15 protein-coding genes are annotated in these 19,375 nt (G+C 43.2%); 6 read left to right on the top strand and 9 right to left on the bottom strand.

What is annotated here, in order from left to right; all coding sequences use genetic code 11:
- Positions 1–31 precede the first annotated feature (31 nt).
- The 6 genes from AB4585_RS01575 to AB4585_RS01550 all read left to right on the top strand — a co-directional run bounded on the left by AB4585_RS01575 (position 32) and on the right by AB4585_RS01550 (position 7,384).
- Positions 32–1,348 carry a cell envelope integrity protein TolA gene (locus AB4585_RS01575; RefSeq protein WP_372132957.1) on the top strand — a complete coding sequence of 439 codons (1,317 nt, stop codon included), beginning with the start codon at positions 32–34 and terminating at the stop codon, positions 1,346–1,348.
- Between the two features lie 98 nt (positions 1,349–1,446).
- The gene (locus AB4585_RS01570; protein ID WP_372132955.1) at positions 1,447–2,658 is read left to right on the top strand and encodes a TniQ family protein; all 1,212 of its coding nucleotides are present in this window, start codon (positions 1,447–1,449) and stop codon (positions 2,656–2,658) included.
- 2 nt (positions 2,659–2,660) lie between these two features.
- Entirely contained in the window at positions 2,661–4,748 is a 2,088-nt protein-coding gene (locus AB4585_RS01565; protein WP_372132953.1) for a type I-F CRISPR-associated protein Csy2, read from the top strand.
- Positions 4,749–4,754: 6 nt separating this feature from the next.
- Positions 4,755–5,786 carry a type I-F CRISPR-associated protein Csy3 gene (gene csy3, locus AB4585_RS01560; RefSeq protein ID WP_146491745.1) on the top strand — a complete coding sequence of 344 codons (1,032 nt, stop codon included), beginning with the start codon at positions 4,755–4,757 and terminating at the stop codon, positions 5,784–5,786.
- A gap of 9 nt (positions 5,787–5,795) precedes the next feature.
- On the top strand, positions 5,796–6,401 hold the full coding sequence (gene cas6f, locus AB4585_RS01555; RefSeq protein WP_372169269.1) for a type I-F CRISPR-associated endoribonuclease Cas6/Csy4: 606 nt from the start codon (positions 5,796–5,798) through the stop codon (positions 6,399–6,401).
- A gap of 434 nt (positions 6,402–6,835) precedes the next feature.
- Complete coding sequence (locus AB4585_RS01550) at positions 6,836–7,384, top strand: hypothetical protein (RefSeq protein ID WP_151416712.1); 549 nt, start codon at positions 6,836–6,838, stop codon at positions 7,382–7,384.
- A 58-nt stretch (positions 7,385–7,442) separates the two neighbouring features.
- Here the strand turns inward: AB4585_RS01550 and AB4585_RS01545 are convergent, their stop codons facing one another.
- The 9 genes from AB4585_RS01545 to AB4585_RS01505 form a co-directional block, all read right to left on the bottom strand.
- Positions 7,443–7,844 carry an SMI1/KNR4 family protein gene (locus tag AB4585_RS01545; RefSeq protein WP_102491536.1) on the bottom strand — a complete coding sequence of 134 codons (402 nt, stop codon included), beginning with the start codon at positions 7,842–7,844 and terminating at the stop codon, positions 7,443–7,445.
- Entirely contained in the window at positions 7,837–8,445 is a 609-nt protein-coding gene (locus tag AB4585_RS01540) for an HNH/ENDO VII family nuclease (RefSeq protein WP_280603542.1), read from the bottom strand. The genes AB4585_RS01545 and AB4585_RS01540 overlap by 8 nt, the downstream gene beginning before the upstream one ends.
- The gene (locus tag AB4585_RS01535) at positions 8,442–11,723 is read right to left on the bottom strand and encodes an ATP-binding protein (protein ID WP_372132942.1); all 3,282 of its coding nucleotides are present in this window, start codon (positions 11,721–11,723) and stop codon (positions 8,442–8,444) included. Before AB4585_RS01535 ends, AB4585_RS01540 begins: the two co-directional genes overlap by 4 nt.
- Before the next feature lie 8 nt (positions 11,724–11,731).
- Positions 11,732–12,685, bottom strand: coding sequence for a hypothetical protein (locus AB4585_RS01530; protein WP_372132939.1), 954 nt, complete (start codon positions 12,683–12,685; stop codon positions 11,732–11,734).
- 51 nt (positions 12,686–12,736) lie between these two features.
- Positions 12,737–15,025, bottom strand: a complete 2,289-nt coding sequence (locus AB4585_RS01525; RefSeq protein ID WP_372169268.1) for a dynamin family protein — start codon at positions 15,023–15,025, stop codon at positions 12,737–12,739.
- A 48-nt stretch (positions 15,026–15,073) separates the two neighbouring features.
- Positions 15,074–15,985, bottom strand: a complete 912-nt coding sequence (locus tag AB4585_RS01520; RefSeq protein WP_372169267.1) for a dynamin family protein — start codon at positions 15,983–15,985, stop codon at positions 15,074–15,076.
- A complete protein-coding gene (locus AB4585_RS01515) occupies positions 15,982–16,881 on the bottom strand; it encodes a helix-turn-helix transcriptional regulator (RefSeq protein ID WP_372132930.1) in 900 nt (299 codons plus the stop codon). Before AB4585_RS01515 ends, AB4585_RS01520 begins: the two co-directional genes overlap by 4 nt.
- Before the next feature lie 166 nt (positions 16,882–17,047).
- A complete protein-coding gene (locus AB4585_RS01510) occupies positions 17,048–17,695 on the bottom strand; it encodes a HEPN domain-containing protein (protein WP_048668995.1) in 648 nt (215 codons plus the stop codon).
- 882 nt (positions 17,696–18,577) lie between these two features.
- Complete coding sequence (locus tag AB4585_RS01505; protein WP_017070266.1) at positions 18,578–19,339, bottom strand: transporter substrate-binding domain-containing protein; 762 nt, start codon at positions 19,337–19,339, stop codon at positions 18,578–18,580.
- Positions 19,340–19,375: the final 36 nt, after the last annotated feature.

Below are 19,375 nucleotides of genomic sequence, written 5' to 3'. Positions count from 1 at the left end.
GGGCAATGTCATTAATTAGAGCTTTATAGAAATGATGAAGTTAATCGAAGATTTTTGTTCCTCCATAGCAGGAACGGCAAAAACGAGAGTGAGTGACCCATTTATAGGAACATTCATATTTTCTTGGTTTGTATGTAATTGGAATTATGTTGCTCTGCTTTTTTGGGGAGAAGGAAATGCTACTGAGAGAGTTGGCGCTTTTTACATCTACCTTTCAAGGACATCGATGCTAGGGTGGAATAGCCTTTTTGTCTTTCCTTTTTTAGTGACTCTATTTTACTTGTTTGCTTTCCCTTGGTTGTCACTGTGCGTGAAAAGGATACAAAAATCGGTTAATGATAAACTGCATCAACAAGCGGTCGAGATTGAAGAAGATAAAGTTGATCAACAAGAAAGTTTGAGTAAAGCCAGACTTAGGGCTGACCCAGATAAACAGTTTTTGGAACAACTTGTTCAGCAAGATATCGATAAAAGAAATGAAATACTTGAGCACATAAAGCAGCGAACGGTGCGTCTTGAAGCTAAAGCTAATGAAGCATTGAGCCAAGAAAAAGAACAAGAGGCTAAAACCAAAGAAGCTCAAAGTAATGCTAAAGCGATGGAGTTGGAACTAGATAAAAAGACCAAACAAGCAGAATTAGAACGAGTCCGGTTTGAAAGTAACAGTGCTAAAGCAAGAGCTACACTAGCATCACATCGCTTCCCATCGGTTTATTTTCTTATGCTCAAAATAGAGGAAAGCCTTGGCCAAGATAATGTTCAACTTTCTTTGAAAGCGTCGGGCGAAATTGTAGCGGCGTTATTTGGATATGAGAACTTTGAAGAAGTCTTAGCAGATGAAAAATTTAATAATGATTCGTTAGAAAGAGTTAATTATGTTTACTACGATGATGGGCTTGCGAAAAGATTGGAACAAATTGTTTTAGGTGAAGACTCAGATAATGAAGACTTATCAGCTGACCTAATTTTTGATCACCTACAGAACCTCTTCGAAGATGAACCCTTTGAGCTTGTTACTAGTGATCGACTGGAAGAATATAGTAGAGAGGCAATAGAGAATAATCCCTATGACCTATTGAATGGGGAAGGAACTTCAGGTGCTATTGCTGAATCCGATACGATCTTTGAGGATATAGACGACATACATGTTGATAGTTCCACTTTTGATGAGGGTTTTTCTGCAAAGATTATAGTTGCAGCTAGTGGAGAACATCGAAGAGAAAGTGGAATACCTGGGAGAACGATGACTATCTCCGTAGAAATGAAGTGTGATGTTATTGTCGGTAAGTATGGATTAGGAGCGGTAGAAGAAGGCCAAGTGGTTGGTTCTTTAGATGATTTTAACTAAAGTTCGCAATCACTTAACAAATTCACATAACCAGATTTGCTTTTCAGGGAGTTGGGCTCACACTAAAGCTTAGAAATTCTAAGTTTTAGTGGTGGCATGTGAAAACGGACATTCAACTTTACCCTGACGAATCGCTCGAAAGCTTCTTGTTGCGCTTATCGCAAGAGCAAGGCTACGAGCGATTCTCTCATTTCGCCGAAGATATCTGGTTCGACACCATGGATCAGCATGAAGCTATTGCTGGTGCTTTCCCCTTAGAGCTCGAACGAGTCAATATTTACCACGCTCAAACCACAAGCCAAATGCGGGTGCGAGTGCTTATCCACCTTGAGAACCAATTAAAGCTCAACAACTTTGGTGTACTGCGCCTAGCGCTATCACATTCAAAATCTCAATTCTCTCCACAATACAAAGCAGTACATAGATTCGGCTCTGACTACCCTTATGCTTTTCTTCGCAAACGCTTAACGCCTATTTGCCCTCTGTGTGTTAACGAAGCACCCTACATTCGCCAGCAGTGGCAATTTATCTCTCACCAAGCTTGTGAACACCATGGCTGTAAACTGGTTCATCACTGCCCTGAGTGTAACTCGAGACTTGAATACCAAAGTACCGAGTGTATTAGCCAATGTGAATGCGGTTATGAACTCCGAAACTCGCCTGTAGAGGATGCGCCAGAGACTGAGCTCTTGGTCGCTCGATGGTTATCTGGAAATGATTCACAACCCTTGGGGTTACTGAAGGGTGAAATGACGTTATCTGAGTGCTATGGTTTTTTACTTTGGTATGTAAATCGCTATGGTGATATCGATGACTTCAGTTTCGAATCATTGATCGAATACTGTGGCTCTTGGCCAACGTCATTGTGGCAAGACCTCGATGTTTTGAAAGAAAAGGCAGAACTTGTTCGAGTAAAAGATTGGAAGAAAATGTTTTTCAATGAAGCATTTGGCGCTCTGCTTAAAGATTGTCGCCAGTTACCTAGTCGGCAGTTGAGTCACAATATCGTGCTTACTCAGGTGTTAGCGTACTTTACACAGCTGATGGCAACAGTACCTTCAAGCGCGAAAGGAAATATCGGTGATGTACTGCTCAGCCCTCTAGAAGCTTCTACATTGCTCTCTTGCACAACGGATGAAGTGTATCGGCTGTATGAGTTTGGTGAGATTAAAGCCGCGATCAGGCCGCGAATGCATACAAAGATAGCGAGTCATGAATCGGCGTTTACTTTAAGAAGTGTCATCGAAACAAAGTTGACTCGAATGAGCTCTGAAAGTGATGGTTTAAGTGTGTATCTACCTGAGTGGTAATTATGACGAAATTAAGAGACTTATTAGCAATTGAAGACGAGACAGTAAAGCAGATTACGTTAAAGAAGATGTTCATGCCTTATACGGAAGATGTCTGTGTTGAAGGGTGTGAAAAAGAAGCGTTAACGATCTTGCTTAATCTCAGTTCAAGCCATCAAGCCGATAGGTGTTCTGATTGGTTGGATGTAGCCCGTGCTAAAAGGCATTTAAAAGCGCCTGAGAACCTTGAGGCGTCCCTTGATGAGATCAAATGGTTCCACACTCATAATCTCAAGTTTCCAGACTGCCGAGTTAAAGATCAGCGAATAATTGCACAGCCTCTTGTGACAACCGAAGCATTTATTTCAAGCGCAGTATTAGAGCAACGCTTGGGGTGGGCGCATAACTCTGCAGTGTATCGCCATACATTGTGGTTATTGAATCCTTTTAGTTGGCAATCACAGCCCGTGAGTCTTCTTTTACTTATTCAGCAAGAAACCCCTGTTTGGGTTGAGCTGCTCAAAGAATTTGGGTTAGGTGCTAAGTCACTCGCTCGCTTAAAACATACAATTGACAAGCAGCTCCCTGATAATCATTTTCCCGATAGTGTCAGTTCTTACAGTAAGCAGCTACGGTTTCCTTGGGAGGATGGTTATATTTCGGTGACCCCAGTGGTCAGCCATGCCATCCAAAGAGAGTTAGAAGTGAGATCGAGAAGTCGAGAGAGTAAGCTCTGCTTTGTGTCTTCATCGCTGCCAAACTCGGCAAGTATCGGGAATCTGTGTGGCAGTTTAGGTGGGCATATGAAAGTCCTAAACTACCCGCTAGAAGCCAAACCATCGAAAGGTGGGACGTTAACTGAAAGTCGCCAAAAGAGTGGTCACTACTTTGATGACTATCAGGTAACTAACGCCAAAATTTGTCAGGTGTTAAATCACTTAATTGGATCAGAACCATCAAAAACACAGAAGCAAAGGGATAGCGCTCGTAAGGTCAGAAGTAAGATATTGCGAAAGCAGATAGCCTTGTGGATGCTGCCATTAATTGAGTTAAGAAATATCGTTGATGCTGACCTTAATCAACAGCAATTGGAACATGATGACACTTTAGCTCAGGCCTTTTTGGCGCTACCAGAATCGGGTCTAGGCTCTTTAGCTAGTGAGTTTAACCGTTGCTTACATCTCGCGTTTCAGAATAACAAGTATGCCGCCAAGTTTGCCTATCATCCTAAGCTAATGCAGGTCGTCAAAGCCCAAATCGTATGGATACTTGAACAGCTCAGTAAACCAAATGGCAATGAAGATAAGGTAACGGGTGAGCAGTATATCTATTTGTCATCAATGAGAGTGCAAGATGCTGTCGCAATGAGCAGCCCATATCTGTGTGGTGCTCCTTCTTTGACGGCTATTTGGGGTTTCATGCACCATTACCAAAGAGAGTTTAATAAGCTAGTTAATAGTGATTCCCCGTTTGAGTTTTCGAGTTTCTCTTTTTATGTTCGAAGCGAGAAGATTCAACCGACAGCGAAGCTTACCGAACCCAACTCAGTCGCCAAAGCGCGAACGGTTTCGAACGCTAAGCGACCAACCATTCGTAGTGAACGATTGGCGGACCTAGAAATAGACTTAGTTATCAGAGTCCATAGTGACAGCCGAATTTCAGATTTTAAGTCCGCGCTTAAAACGGCACTTCCAGTCGCTTTCGCCGGAGGGGCATTATACCAACCACAGCTATCGACGCAGATTGAGTGGCTAAGGACATTTACCAGCAGGAGCGAGCTTTTCTATGCCATAAAAGGGTTACCAGCATACGGGCGATGGTTATATCCAAGTGAAAATCAGCCGAGTGATTTTGATGAGCTAGAGCGTTTAATAACGAAAGACGCTGATAATTTGCCAGCTTCCATCGGCTACCATTTGTTAGAGCGTCCAGCTAAACGGGACAACTCAATCACCAGTTGTCACGCTTATGCAGAGAATGTGATAGGGCTTGCTCAGCGAGTAAACCCGATAGAAGTGCGCTTTAGTGGAAGAGATCACTTTTTAAACCACGCCTTTTGGTCGATAGAATGCAGTAGCGAAACTATTCTTATAAAAAACTATAGGGATTAATCGTTTATGGAACTTTGCACTCAGCTGAACTACGTTCGATCACTCTCTGCTGGCAAAGCATATTTCTACTATCTATCTAAAAGTGGTGAGATGTGTCCCCTTGAAGTTGATAGAACTAGGTTGCGCGCACCAAAAGGTGGTTATGCAGAAGCGTATAAAGGGGGCAAGTTCGTAGCAAAGAATGTTGCTCCACAAGATTTAGCTCACTCCAATCCTCAGTTCATCGAAGAGTGTTACGTAAAGCCAGGTGTCGATGATATCTACTGTGCATTCCCGCTTCGAATTCGAGCCAATTCTCTAACCCCTGATATCTGTAGTGACGATGAAGTGCGCAGTAAACTTTCGTTACTGGCTAATACTTATAAAGAGCTCAATGGGTATCAGGAGCTCGCTCATCGATACGCGAAGAATATACTGCTTGGCCGTTGGCTTTGGAGAAACAGGGAGTGTCGAAAGCTGTCGATAGAAGTGACCACCAGTGATTCAGAAACCTTGATTGTAGAAAACGCAACAAAGCTTTCTTGGTATGGTCATTGGGATGAGGCTTCAGCAGAATGCCTAGAAAAGCTCACCGCCTATTTGATGCGAGCCCTTTCCGATCCGACCGAATATTTCTATATGGATGTCAAAGCTAAAATCGGAGTTGGTTGGGGAGATGAGGTTTACCCAAGCCAAGAGTTTTTAGATAGCCGAGAAGATGGTGTTCCTACTAAGCAGTTAGCTACCGTCGAACTATTGAACGGAAAGGAAACTGTTGCATTTCATGGTCAAAAAATTGGTGCAGCGTTGCAATCGATTGACGATTGGTGGCATGAAAACGCAGATAAACCATTAAGAGTGAACGAATATGGGGCAGATCGAGAATACGTTATAGCAAGGCGACACGTGTCCCATGGAAATGATTTCTATCAACTGCTCAGAAATACAGAGAACTGGATTGAAAGTATGACAGCTTCTCAAGTCATCCCAAATGATGTGCACTTCATCATGTCTGTCTTGATCAAAGGCGGCCTATTCAATTGTTCTAAAGCGAAGTAAGGGATAGATATGACTAAGCGTTACTATTTCTTAATACGTTACATGCCTGCACAAGCCGACCATGAATTATTGGCAGGACGGTGTATATCCCAAATGCACTTGTTTATGGTCAATAACCGACAAGCCATAAATAAAATAGGTGTGAGCTTTCCCGACTGGAGTGATGTTACGGTTGGTCAAACCATAGCCTTTGTTGCTGAAGATAAAGAGATGATGATTGGACTCTCTTTTCAGCCCTATTTTTCTTTGATGGTAAATGAAGGTTTGTTTGAGATTTCTAGTGTTTATGAGGTGCCTGACACTGCGGCAGAGGTGAGGTTTACCCGTAACCAAACGATCGGGAAAAGTTTTTTGGGTTCCAAAAAACGCCGAATCAAACGCAGTATGGCGAGAGCCGAACTAGCTGGTGTTGAACCATCGTTACCAGTCACTAATGAAGAGCGGGTCATCGACAGTTTTCATCGAATCCCAATCTCCAGCGGTTCATCTGGGGAAGATTATATTTTGTTTGTACAAAAGGAGCTTGTTAGTGAGCGCGATGCAGCAAACTTTAATAGTTATGGTTTAGCCTCCAATCAAGAGAGAAAAGGCACGGTTCCAGAGTTACGTGTTTGACCCTTTTTTGACAGCCCGTTTTTAGAGATTTAAAAACAAGGACTTACAGAAGTAAGAAGAAAAAGGGTATTTTATGGATTTGCGATGTAAAACCCGTGGAATTAACAGCTTAGCGACTATAGTTAACAGTGTCCTGCCGCATAGGCAGCTAAGAAAATGTCGCGCACATAAGGTTGAAACCCGGTTAAGTGTCCTGCCGCATAGGCAGCTAAGAATAGGCCAGGAAGAAAGCAACCAGCCTGCTGAGCAAGCAGTTAAGAATCAAAACCATCATGTTTAGGCTTGATGGTTTTTTATTAGTTGGTCGATTTTATCCGAGGTGTTTTTTAACACGGAAGTTTCCAGAATCTTCATAGGTTGAATTAGCCAGGCTTATCATTTTACCAACATATCCCTATAATACTTTTGAGGTTGTAGTAAACAAGAGACACGGTATGAGTAAAATTATCAAGGCAGCTTTTGATGGCAGTGCTAATGATAGTATAAGCGATATCATTGCTAAAGTTATGGCACTTCGTCTGGAAGAATCAGAGTATAAAAATGACGAATTTTATCTATCAGATGAAAACTATGAATTAGCGAATATTATTATTGGTCAACTAGATGATCAAGCCCAAAAGCTAAGGGAGGCTTATCGCGAGATAGAACGATCAGCGCATGTTGAGAGCTACTTTGACAGCTTAACTATTGATGAGCTGCTTGTTGCTAATAGTTGTATCCGAGAGTTTGAAATGATTCTCAATGCAAAGTATTACACCATGAGTGGTTGCGTTATCGTTTCAGGGGCGTCAGTGATGCAAATAATGAAACAGATTCGTATGTCAGCAGCTAAGTTACGTAGAGTTATTGGTGATCTGATGTCTGTCGAGCGCCAACTTCGAGTTGCTTCAACGAACAAATATGACAGTAGCTTTGAGATGACTAGTGATAAAATCACAAAGCTCAAATTAGCAACAGAAGCAGCGATCACCAGTCATAGCTGAGGTAGGTTTAGCCCTAATTCCCCCTTCAAAAGCGGTTAAACTATTGAAGGGGTCGACTTTAGTTAAAAGTAAGGTCAATAAGAAATGCCTCTAAGTCTGAACAAATTATTTTTATACCTATACCTGGTAGTGAGACGACGACGATATTCTGAGTACGATTGTCATACATGTAGTAATGTCCATCGCCAATATCCGCAATAGGAACCATAGATAACGGGAAGTTGTTGATCGCTCGAAACTCACTTAGTGCATTCACAATATTTAAAAACGAAGTATCGGGTACGCCTAACCCGTAAGTTTCAACAAAACCAAAAGATAAAACACCTACGTTTTTCAGATACGAGTGGTATTCATCGGTAAATGTGATACCTAGATCCGACTCTGCTTGCGTGATTCGTTCCTCAGTTGCGGGCAGCGTGTCTGCTTGATTTTCCGCAATTAACTTAAGTAGCTTATTCATTGTTAGTTCCAAAGTTTCGTTTTATATCTTCAGCACGCGCTTGCCAGTGTTCGGCGCGCTCTTTTTGAAAACTTGTTCGATCAATTTCTGATTCTTTTGTTTTGTCATGTAATACAGAGTCGTTTCCGTTACTCATGTGCTCTGATTTCGTGAGTTCTGCCAATGGCGCGTCTGCGGTTTGCCCTATATGATGGAGTTCAATTGGCTTACCGTTCGTGTCTAGAGGAGGCTTTCCGCTTTCCATTCGCTCCAAGTTTGTTCTTCCGAAATCATCTGTGGCGTCTAAGTCGATATCAGTTCGAACTAGCGCATCTTTGCCATTCACCTTAGAACATTCTAACTCTGCATCGGTGTAAATTTTCGCTTCTTCTTCGCTGCCTATTGCCTCGATTACGTCGCCAGAGTAGCCATTTTCTGTAAGTTCTTCTTTGGACTCATTATTGAGTGGTGTTAAAGCCTCCCGAACATTGACCCTTTCTGTAATGGGAGTGTCAAGTTCGTTGAGCTCTTCCTTTGTCAGTGTTGTCTGCTCAAATGACTCAAAAAGTGGCGGACGAACGTCAGATAGTACTTCTTTGAAACGAGAAATGTCCGTCATCATGAAGTTTCCTTGGTGATATGATTATTCCATGCAGCATAGAGTTGTACGTACTCTTCACCTTTTATTACCAAGGTTTTGAGTAAACACTGGGCGATTGTCAACGCCATTGCGTTGGATGCAGATCCTACTTTACCTAAAATGAACTGGGTGACACTGTTATGAAATTGTGCAATATCGCTAGATTCAACAATCATTGTATTGAGTTCTTCTTCACATTCCAAAACCGCCTTAGCTAGCTTAGACAGCGTCATGAAGTTATCGTCTTTATGTATTGGCAATAGGCCATTTTTTTTGAGCTGATGCATGCAAGTAATGACATCAACTTTGACCTGGGTAGGTAAACTGCTGATATTCAGTTCTTTCAATAGACATTCAGCCGAAACCTTAGTTTGTTGTTGGCATCGAGGCGAAAGAAGCCAGTCTAGGAGTCGAGAGCGGAATGTCGACTCTTGCCATGCTTCAGCTGAACGGGCGGTATATTTGAAAGGTTGGCTATCAGTGCCGAAGTAATTCACCTTACAAAGAACGGCTTCCAACCATTCATTTTGATATACAACAGCAACGCCTTTTGGAAGCCTCGCGAGTTCGTCTACTTGCTCATCCGTTAGTGCCGCAGACTTACCTGCCAACAAGCGGTCTGCTTCATCGGGTAAGCGCATCAGGATTTTAGTGTTGGTATTTCGAATAGCTGAAATATGGACCGCAGATGGTGACTGATCGGCAATGATGAATCCTTCGCCATAAGTTCGCATTTCGGCAATAGCATTAGACAGCATTTCTACCGATTTCTCGGCAACGCTGCCACCTTCAGCTCCATTGTTGGATGGGGTTGCTCTCAATATGTGGTGCGCCTCCTCCAAAACAGTAATGTGCTTAAGAGGCTGATTCATTAGCATATGTTCAGCTCGGAATTCACCAAGTCTGATCACCAACAGCCCCATCAAAAGGGACTTGGTTTCTTGAGACCCAATTCGGCTTAGATCTATGATCACATTATGGTCAAAAAGCTCTTCATTACTGATTTCATCGGCAGCAAAGATTTGGCCGTTCAGCCCGTTTACTAGTGAGCGAACACGAGTGACCAATGCGCCGGTATAGTTACTCTTCATTTCGTCTGAGTAAGCCGATTGCGATATCACTGTCTCGAGCTGTATGAGTAAGTCAGTAAACGTTGGGAAAAGCCGTAAGCTGCAGATTGAGGTTGAATCGCGCAAATCCCAACCGCAAGCTTGATAGCTTCTCAGTACTGCGTCTTTGAGAAGAGCAGGCATGGCGGCATACATCGGCCAACAGACGTTAAACACTTCAATCAATCGATCTACATGTTCAAGTACATGGGTTTGCTCAGGGAAGGAAAACGGATTGATTTTCAGAAGCTCTGTAAATCGGTCGTTTGTGCCCAAAACACGCACATCTGAGCGATTTCCAAAGACGTGCTTGTACTCACCCTTTGCCGGCTCAATGATCAAGAATGGAATGTCTTGCTGTATTGCTTGATCCAATAGTGCGTAAACCGTATTACTTTTGCCGGAACCTGTTGAGCCAGTGATTAGGGCATGGCTTGTCAGTTGGTCAAGGTCTAATTCCACAGTCTGGGGCAAGTCGGTCCACAAGTGGCGTACTTGACCCAATGAAATAGTTCGCGAGTTGGTGTTAGCGACGTCAGCGTTCAGCGATTGCACTTTCCTGCCAAATGCAGCAGTTTCCTGCACCACGACGGTAGATGTAGAGCGGCGAGGAAGGCTTAGTTGCAGTGCCATTTCCTTGCTCGATACCAAGGTAGCTGGAGTGAGGTGTGGGATGTGAGTATTCTCTGCAAAACTCGGCTCAAGTCGAGGGTGCATGAGCTGCCCCAGCCATTGCGTTATTGTATTGGCTTTTTTGCCTGCCCATGTCGTCAGAGCAAAATCTTCCATGGACGACTGAGTTCCGCGGGTGAGGCCCAAGAAAATACTAGACAAGGCTTCACTGGAGGCGGTGCTGTCGCTGACAAAGTAAGCGGTACTGAGCCAGCCACCGTGGCTTTTTGCCTCGTTGATACGATTTAGATGGTGGTCGACCTTCTCCAACATATTCAAAATGCCTTTGTCCGCTGTCTCAAAACTCACTTGTTGTGTTGAGCCGTGGGTTTGCGTAAGGCCTTTGGTGTTGGTCGTGCTATGTGTGTCTGTTTCTGTTGTTGTGGCACTCGTTGCCATCGACTGGTTGGTCGAATGACTACTGCTTTCACTCGTTGAGGTAGACTCTGAGGAGCCAACTGTATCTGTTGTTTGGAACATGCTTGCCACTTGTCCTCCAACTTGTCCACCAACCATGAACCCTAAAGGTCCAGCGAGAGAGCCTACAGCAGAGCCGATTGCCATCGCTCCCATTCCAATGACTCTATCCTTTTTGTTTGGCGAGGATTTACTTTCATTGGTGGTGTGAGAATGGGAAGTCGATGTCGTTGTACTTTCACTGGTGCCAGTTGTTTCGGTAAGTCCGAGGCTTTCGCCCAGAGAGTGGCTTAGTCCTTCGCTGATACTGAGGTTAATAGCATCGCTGTCCTGAATGCCATAGCTGTATTGGCGATTTGACAGAGCGGAAAGCTGAGTCGCCACCTGCTCATATCCTGTACGCACGGTATTCAATGCTTGCATAGAAACCGGCTCGGCGAGGATCAGCCCCTCATAAGTGCGGTTTTCTGCGGCATCGATAAATCGCTCTAGCCCTTGCATAAAGTGGGTCTGATCTTCGGTAGAAAGGCCCGGCACGCTGCTTACTGCAGTGACTGTTTTGTAAGCATTGTCCGCACTAAGTTCATCCAACAAGGCGTCAACATCATTGCCATTAAGTGGTGAAAGCTTGCTGCCCGGGAAATGACCTTTGAAAGTCTCTTGCAATAAGTCTCCCGAGTTTTGACCTAGCATTTTCCCTGGTTCACCACGTGTACCAATGTAGAGCAGTGTCTCTTGTCCGTCAGATTTTAGGAAAAGGAACACAGTGTATCCGGCTGCACCCAATGCAGTGTAAGCGGCGGTGGTGCTTTCTAGTACGGATTGTTTGTTTTCCTGTACCAGACGTTCCACGCGAAAAATGCGTACATCGCCACCTCGGTTAAGTGGAACGCTTTGTTGGTTTTCCACCTGCAACACATCATAGTGTTTGAGTTCAGCAAGGTAGCTTTTGTTAACCAATGCATGCGCAGTCGAGAGCGTTGTCAGCGCCTCTTGTTGTGCGGGAGTTAACCCAGTCTGAGACATAAGGTATTCACTTTCAGTCGTAGATAGATCCATCATGAGCCCCACTAAACAATGACAGCTAGAATGACTAGGGCGATAGCTGCTACAACCCCACCAATCAACAGCAAGGATTTCAGAACGTTGTTCTCAGGTTTAGCCCTAGTTACTTGAATACTTCCTGTTGATTGATGCAGTTGACGTGGTGTGGTTTTTGTCGTCGTAACTTGTGGTTGTATTTTTGGCAATGTTGCAGAGCGAGCGTCATCTTGCGCAATTTTAAACACATGTTCACGCACTGAGACCATATGGCGAATGCGTTCCAATGAGAAATTGGATGTCGCATAAAGCTCTTGTGCGTGGTAGTAGTGACTGTCCCACTTCACCTTATCTTGTACCATCTGCTGGGAATATGCGTTTTCTTCATAAACAACAAAAAGGGTTGGATATTTAGAGAGTGTCCAAGCTATGGCTTGGGTAATAACTGCCGTTGATAGGCGCTTATCATTCATTTCCATAAATAATGAAATGCGAACAGAGGAAAGGTCACCACTATTCACGCTGTTGCTTAGTGAGCGGGATGGGGTAAATCCTGTTAAATCGACAGATAAAAAATCAGCGCTCATTGTATTTTCCTTTGTACTTTTTACTTCTTCGTGGGTTGTTGTCAAACTGAAGGCAGGACGGGAAAAACCAGCAATACCTCGTTCCGTTAAGTGACTTTTCACCTTAATAAGGTGCTCTAATCGTTCTAAACAGAAATTTTCTTCTGCCATATGGAGTTGCAAGGCGAAATAGGTTCCCCCCTCACGTTCCCACTTATAACTGTCTTCACTAATTGGATCCGTGTTGGTATTGGTTCGGTATTTTTCCAAAAGCTCGCGTTTGTCATTCGGCAGAGCTGGCAATATTTGGCGGAGCAACTCCGCTTTAAAATCCCTGCTTTTTATAAAGTCGATGATTTTTGCTTTAAACTCTGCGGCTGTTAGATTTGGCGCAACAAGCTCCGTGGATGCTGTCATGGTATTTGGCCTCTAAAAACCCACTGATGTTCTCAGTGGGTCAGTAACGAGTTAAAACAGTAAGATGGCTTCCAGCTCTTGCTTGATAGCGCGAATCTCGTCGATATCAGTTTTTGCTTGAGCAATGGCGTTTTCGCGCTGAGTTTGGTTCTCAACTTTTTGTTCTAGATCGGCGAGAATGGCTGCAAACTTGGTGCTAAATTCGCCTTCCAAGAAGGCAAGGTAGTTATCAATCAGCTTGTCCTTGTCTTCTCTAATACGTTGAACAGCGTCGCCCTTTAAGGAAACAAACTGATTGCGGATTGCGATAATCCGCTCCTTCCAAAGTTCTGGAAGATCAACATATTCTTTATCGCCATATACTTTAACTGTCTCAGTATCTCCCCAAGTCCAAGGTTTATACCAAGTCGAAGTACTTCTTTCGTATGAATCAACCACCACTTTTTTGGTTTGCACTTCATCACTCTTCAATTCAATATTGAGAGAGAAAGAGCTTATAGATTTCTTCAGTGACTGAAATACGGGCAACTCCAATGTGCGACTCTCAGGAAACAGTTGCGCTACATGATTTTGATACTCTTGATGCAACTCCTGTTTAATAATTTCTTGTGAGCTCAGGAATGCCTTCTCGTACTCATTAATACTGCGATTAAACAGAAACTTAATGTCTTTAGACGCAACATCGATTTTGGACTCAGCCTCTCTGCTACAGACATCACCGATAAACAAGTCGCCCAACTCCCCAATACGTGTGAGGATGTCTATTTCTAAATCATTCAGAGCATTGTGCACGTCCATTGGCAGGTCGCGGCCTTCTTGTTTGAGTTGCTCTTTGTAGGCCTGTGTATTGAAGCCCTGATTACGACGCGCCTTTAGGCTTTGAATTTCTGACTGAAGTATCGAAAGCGTTTGCTCATCAATCTCTAATTGTTTGATTAACTCTGCTTCTTGCATTCCACACTCGATAGCCGCAGTCATGGCCAAATGCGCGCGGTTTAATCGCATTGGGAAGCTGTATTTATTGATGTACTCATCGATAACTGCTTCAACACCCGGTAAGCCACTGTTGAGCAGAGCGCGCCACATGGATTGGTCTTGTAAAGCTTCATCATGTTGCGTCTTTTCCTGCATCGCAGACATGACAGAGGTGCTGACTGACATATATTGCGGGAACGCCATGCTTGGCTCTTCCAGCAACAGGTCGGCAATGTTTGTTTTGTCGTTACGCTCTGCACGAGTTAATTCACCTTGCTTACGCAGCAGGTAGGCCATACGTGCGGAAACAGGGAAGAGGTTAGGATCGTGAATGCCGTTCTCTTCGAGGTAGCTTTTCACGCGATTTAGCGCTTCTTCAATGTTCTCATCGCGTTCGGGGTCGAACATGTCCATCTTGTTCACCACAAACAGGAAGCGGTCCTTACTTTGTTTACCGCCTTTGCTCATTGTGTCAGCAACAAGTCTTAGCAACTGAGCATCGTCGTTAGTGCCCAACTGTGTCGCATTCAACACATAGATAATGAGTGGATTACGCTTCGAATCCTGGATAAAACCTAATGTCGTGCGCTGGTGTTCAGGATCTTGACTGTTATTCGGCCCTGGGGTGTCGGTCAGCACGAGACGGACATTGTTGTTTTCTTTGATAGCGCGGATATTGCCGTTCAACGTGATGGTTTTGGTTTCACTGTCAGCGTTCCACGCCTTCATTGTTGCCAAGTCAACGGCGTCATTGTGCTCAATGAGATTGCCATTGCTGTCGAAACGTTCGCCGTAAAAAGCGTCGCCTTGGGTTTTGTCGTCGAAAATGTGGGCAATGGTCGCGGTGGTTGCTTCGTTCGCTGCAGGCAGCAAGTCTTGTCCTAGCACCGCGTTAATAAAGGTGGATTTGCCTGAAGACATGGTGGCGACCACATACGCGTCAAAATCATTGTTCAATGCGTCTTCGAAGTCTTGCTTGGCTTTTAAATCGCTATTCGCTAGGTAGTCGGCAAACTTTGGCGACTCTTCGCTGACACGTGTCATTAGGGCTTTGATTTTTTCAAGGCGCTCTTCTGCTGGCGCAATAGGATTGAACGCTAACTCAATGTTCATTCCATTTTGTGTAGCTTTTCGCTTTGCTTCTTCAATGTCATTAAAGTCGGATTCGACGCCTGTGAACTCAATAAAGAAGTCTTTGCTGCCGTTAAAAAGTGCCTGCAAGTCATCAAAAATCTGCTCTACCCAAAGCTGCAATCTCTTGGAGCTATATGCCGTGATATTCGAGCTTTCAGATGGCGAGTGACCATTAATGAGAAATTCAGTTTCTACTAAAAACGGGTTATGCGTTATAGCAATGTTATTCATAGTAAAGTCTCGTTTTTATATAAGATAAAATGTTTTAAACAAGCAGGTCTAGGCTACGTTAATAATGAGAGCATTCACCAAGCTCAAACCGGTGTAATCAATGAAGGCGTTCAACTCGCCTTGACCGAACGTGGGTTCTGACTGCTTTGAGGCTCTCGCCAGCCTTTTTCGAACGTTCTTTTTTAGTGCAAATGGTGCCGAAGCAGCACTGTTAAAGTGAAAAGGTTTTTCTCGAAAACGTGCCAATTCAGCCGCGAGAATATTTCGCTCTGTACGCCTTAGCTGGACGAGATTGAGCGATTTTTTTGCTATCAAAGCAGGCTGTGCCATGAGTGGTATGATCTTAGGTTTTTTGTAACCAAGGCCTTCTAAATATTTTTGTGCTAAAGAGACATAGTGCTTGGCGGTCTCTCCCTTTTCTTCGTCTAAAGAATCCACTTTATTCAGTGCAAAAATGACGGGTTGTTTTGGGTTGGTTTCTCGAATCGTGCGAATGATCTCAGCGTCATCGGTTGTGCCTAGTTGGGTCGCATTAAGAACGTAAAGAATCGGACTTTTCGGGTAAGCTTTTATCGCGTTAATAAACTGCTTTTTGTGTCTCTTGTCCCTGCTGTTGTTGGCGCCGGGAGTGTCAATCAATGTGTGCCCCGCTAACATTGAGTGCAGCTTGTTTCCTGAATGTGGAATGACTACTTCAAAAGCGCTGATTTGATCAGAACTGTTCCATATTTTTATTTGTTCGTCACAAGGATTTTGGGTTGATTCAAAGACGGCTCCCGTGTGGGAATAAGCTTTTGCGCTTGGCTTTGTTTTAGTACCTACGGTTATGCGTGCGACTTTGGTGGTTGTTGCTTCATTGCCTGTTGGTAACAACTCTTTCCCGAGAAGAGCATTAATAAGCGAAGTTTTCCCTGCACTCATGGAGGCGGCTACGAGTATGTTTTTTGTTTTGTTCTTCATGATACTGCGCTTTCCGTTTCGTTGTTTGTTTGGTCTATCCAAGACGTTAAATTTTTTCGTATGTAGGTATTGAGCTCACAAGGAGATATAACTCGGATATTAGGTATCCAATACTGAATAACTGGGGCCACTTGGTTGTAACTCCATACTGAAGTTGCAATAACAAGAGAACCATCAGGCTTTTTTTCTATGATTTTTTGACTAGGAAGTAGGGCTTTACGTTCGAAATAAAAGGCAATTTCACGAGACACTTCTAAGGTGACGTTAAAGGTAGAATGTCCAAACCAAATAGTGTCTTGCTCTTTAATTTTTTCGACGACTGACGTGTCATACTCAAAATGTTCTTTTTGAACACAAATGAACTTGATGCGTGCAAGTGAAAAAGTTTTCACTACTCCTTCTGATATTGCCGCTAAATACCAACTACCATGGCTGTAAACCATGAGGTATGGCGAAACTGTCCGTGATTTATCTTTGTATAAGAAGCTAACGTTTCGTCGATTTTTAATTGCAGCCTCAAAGGAGCTATGAAGCGACGAAATAAAGTCTGCTTCAAGAGGTTGCTCCTGAAAGTGATAGCAATCATTATTCAAGTCATTGACAAATCTTCGAAGAAATTGAGCGGCTTTGAGAGGAAGCGCTTTTTTTAACCCAAGATCATCAATCAAACGAACAAGATCTTGTTCGTTGTACTGGCTCCTAGCTGATATCGACAGGTGGTAGTGTCCAGTTTCTGGGCAACGTTCGAGTATGGCGCATAAGCGGTCAAAGTCTCTGCGTATTGTTTTCGTGCTTACCTGATATTGTTCAGCCAAATCCTTGATACATAAGGACTGCCCAGCGTATGCCCTCGCAGTTATGTCGGCTAAACGATTGGCAAGGATATGGCTCTTCATAAATTGACGTTATACCTAGAGTTTGATTGATAGTGTGAAATATACAGCGAGGTGTGGACAGGTTGTGTCTCTTGGGAAGCCTGCGTATTCACTTTTCCTCATTCATTTCATTGCTGTGATCTTTTTCACACTATTATTTGAGCAAGATACTGAGCTATTTTTCTGCCTATGCTTGTACTAACGGATATACCGCGTCACCCCATAACTCTTTGTTACCATCCATCATAAGTTCAATGATGGTGGGTACTATATTGGATAACAATGAGGTGCAATCACGCAGTTGCTCACGATTTGCTTGACTGTTGTATGTAGCACCGCCGTGAAGTATTTGGTTTCTCAGAGTGTAGAGCCTTGAAAAAACGATACTCAAAACCGTAGTTGTATCTCCACTCGCCAGTGCACTATTTGCTGCGGCTTTGGCATTCCACTGTTCTTGCTTCCATTGCTCTTCAGTGATTTGTCCAGACTGAAATTTCCAAAAAGCTTGTAAAATAAACTCATTGTTTAAGATCAGCCTGATAGACGTAGAATATTGAGACCAGACGATTTCAGATAACTTCTTCGATGTATCTAAGCGCTCTATTTTTGCCACAAACTCTTGATATAGACCGCGTTCACTAAAATCAGGCCTAGAGTCAAAGCTCTGAGCGTAAGCTGCGTTGAAAGCTATCCAAAGGAATATAAACTGAGAGTCATAATCTTCACATTGCTCCGCTTTATTAAGCCAGCTCAAAGCTCGATGGACGCGTAATGAAAGGGATTGTGGGTAGGATTCTCGTTCCCGTCTATGACGCTCTTTAAGTCGCTGATACACTTAATAATTCTCCTATATTGAACTATCGTCTAACATTGCATTAATTAATGAATTATGCAATAGGTTCATTATAAAATTATGAGTTAGTCAATACTTACACCGTTGGGTAAAATTATTCCGTGCTGTACTGATAGTTTCAGTACACTCCGGTTTGGATATCGGAACTGTTTAATAGCGCCATCATGGTGTTGTATAGTGAATGAATTATTGCTTTGTATTAGCGGTTTTTGCCATTTCTATCTCGCCGAGTCGTGAGTAGTAGATTGGAGGTAAAATAGGATAGCCTTTGGTTTTGCGTAGTTATTTACTTCAAATTATTACGCGTATTGCAAGTTGTTATTAATAATAGCTTTGCTTAGATTCCTCTATCATCATAACACCACAAAAGTATACGGATACTCCTCGATGGTAAGGTCGGAAGAAACGGTTGTGAGCTCGACGGTATTATAAGGTAGGTTTCTGTCTTTGCCGTGTCCATCTGCACATCTCTGTCTGGCTGTTGAAATTTACTTAGTTGACGTTGGCGTGAATGCCTAATTGGTTGCGGTCCAAAAACTTGTTACACGCATGCCCACTATATCTTTCTATAGGATTAGTTGGAGTGTGGTAATTTTACTACGTTGAATTTTAGTCGTTGTTCAAATTTGCAGACTTTTGATGCAATGTTATGCGAACTTATGTTGCAAATAGTATTTTAACTTATTGATAGTTGGTTCTCGTTATGAAGACTTATGTTGCAAGCATCACCTTATGATGTTTGCAAACTAACTTCCTGCAAGCATCACCTTAAAAAAGCCGCTCTTTATGAGCGGCTTTTTGCTATCTGATGCTTTCTAAAGTGAACACAGTTCGCAATTAGTTTAGTCCACACTGCATACCAAACTATTCGTAAATGCTGTATGAAAAATACTTACTTGCGATTTTTTGATGCTGACCATTGTCGATCAAGCGCTGGATACCGTCATCAATAAGATCTTTGAGTTCATTATCTTGTTTTCGTACCGCGACACCAATACCACGCCCGAACCATTTTTCTTCTGTAAATTTAGGACCCGTAAAGTGGTAGTCCTTACCTTGCTCCGTTTCAAGAAAGCCCGTATTGAGTCCCATAGAACCACCAAACACGCTATCTAGGCGCCCGTTGAGTAAATCGGTAAAGGCTTCGTCGAATGATCCATAACGCTTGATATCTACATTTGGGTAGATCTCGGAAAGGTATTTGTCACCAATGGTAGCGCGCTGAACGCCAATTGTTAGTTCATTTAAGCTGCCGTCATCCATATTGATTTCACGCCCTTTTTCCATGACAAAACGAGTGGGAACTTTAGCGTAAGGCATCGTGAAGTTAACTTTCTTTTCACGTTCTTCGGTAATTGTCATAGCCGCTATAATTGCATCGTTTTTACGGCTTAAAAGCGAAGGGATAATCCCGTCCCAGTCAGTTTTTGAGATGATACATTTTACTTCTAATTCGACACACAAGGCGTTGGCTAAATCGACTTCAAACCCCTCTAATTCACCATCTTGCGTTGTCCAGCTGAATGGTGGGTATGCTCCTTCCACCGTAAATCGGATTTGCTTCCAATCTTTTGCGTAAGTAAATACTGAGAAAACACTGACGAATACAACAAATATCCACTTCATTTTTATTTCCTTATAGTTTTAATGGATAAGTTGGTT

This window comes from Vibrio sp. 10N.222.49.C9, assembly GCF_041474985.1.
Lineage (GTDB): Bacteria > Pseudomonadota > Gammaproteobacteria > Enterobacterales > Vibrionaceae > Vibrio > Vibrio crassostreae_C.
Note: the sequence above shows the minus strand (reverse complement) of the source record. Positions and strands in the feature narration are given on the sequence as shown.

Excerpts from the sequence above, each read along its gene's own strand:
- AB4585_RS01540 (WP_280603542.1), bottom strand. The coding sequence starts at position 8,445 with ATGATGACGGACATTTCTCGTTTCAAAGAAGTACTATCTGACGTTCGT.
- AB4585_RS01525 (WP_372169268.1), bottom strand. The coding sequence starts at position 15,025 with ATGAATAACATTGCTATAACGCATAACCCGTTTTTAGTAGAAACTGAA.
- AB4585_RS01520 (WP_372169267.1), bottom strand. The coding sequence starts at position 15,985 with ATGAAGAACAAAACAAAAAACATACTCGTAGCCGCCTCCATGAGTGCA.
- AB4585_RS01565 (WP_372132953.1), top strand. The coding sequence starts at position 2,661 with ATGACGAAATTAAGAGACTTATTAGCAATTGAAGACGAGACAGTAAAG.
- AB4585_RS01545 (WP_102491536.1), bottom strand. The coding sequence starts at position 7,844 with ATGAATAAGCTACTTAAGTTAATTGCGGAAAATCAAGCAGACACGCTG.
- AB4585_RS01550 (WP_151416712.1), top strand. The coding sequence starts at position 6,836 with ATGAGTAAAATTATCAAGGCAGCTTTTGATGGCAGTGCTAATGATAGT.
- AB4585_RS01535 (WP_372132942.1), bottom strand. The coding sequence starts at position 11,723 with ATGATGGATCTATCTACGACTGAAAGTGAATACCTTATGTCTCAGACT.
- AB4585_RS01505 (WP_017070266.1), bottom strand. The coding sequence starts at position 19,339 with ATGAAGTGGATATTTGTTGTATTCGTCAGTGTTTTCTCAGTATTTACT.
- cas6f (WP_372169269.1), top strand. The coding sequence starts at position 5,796 with ATGACTAAGCGTTACTATTTCTTAATACGTTACATGCCTGCACAAGCC.
- AB4585_RS01530 (WP_372132939.1), bottom strand. The coding sequence starts at position 12,685 with ATGACAGCATCCACGGAGCTTGTTGCGCCAAATCTAACAGCCGCAGAG.
- AB4585_RS01515 (WP_372132930.1), bottom strand. The coding sequence starts at position 16,881 with ATGAAGAGCCATATCCTTGCCAATCGTTTAGCCGACATAACTGCGAGG.
- csy3 (WP_146491745.1), top strand. The coding sequence starts at position 4,755 with ATGGAACTTTGCACTCAGCTGAACTACGTTCGATCACTCTCTGCTGGC.
- AB4585_RS01575 (WP_372132957.1), top strand. The coding sequence starts at position 32 with ATGATGAAGTTAATCGAAGATTTTTGTTCCTCCATAGCAGGAACGGCA.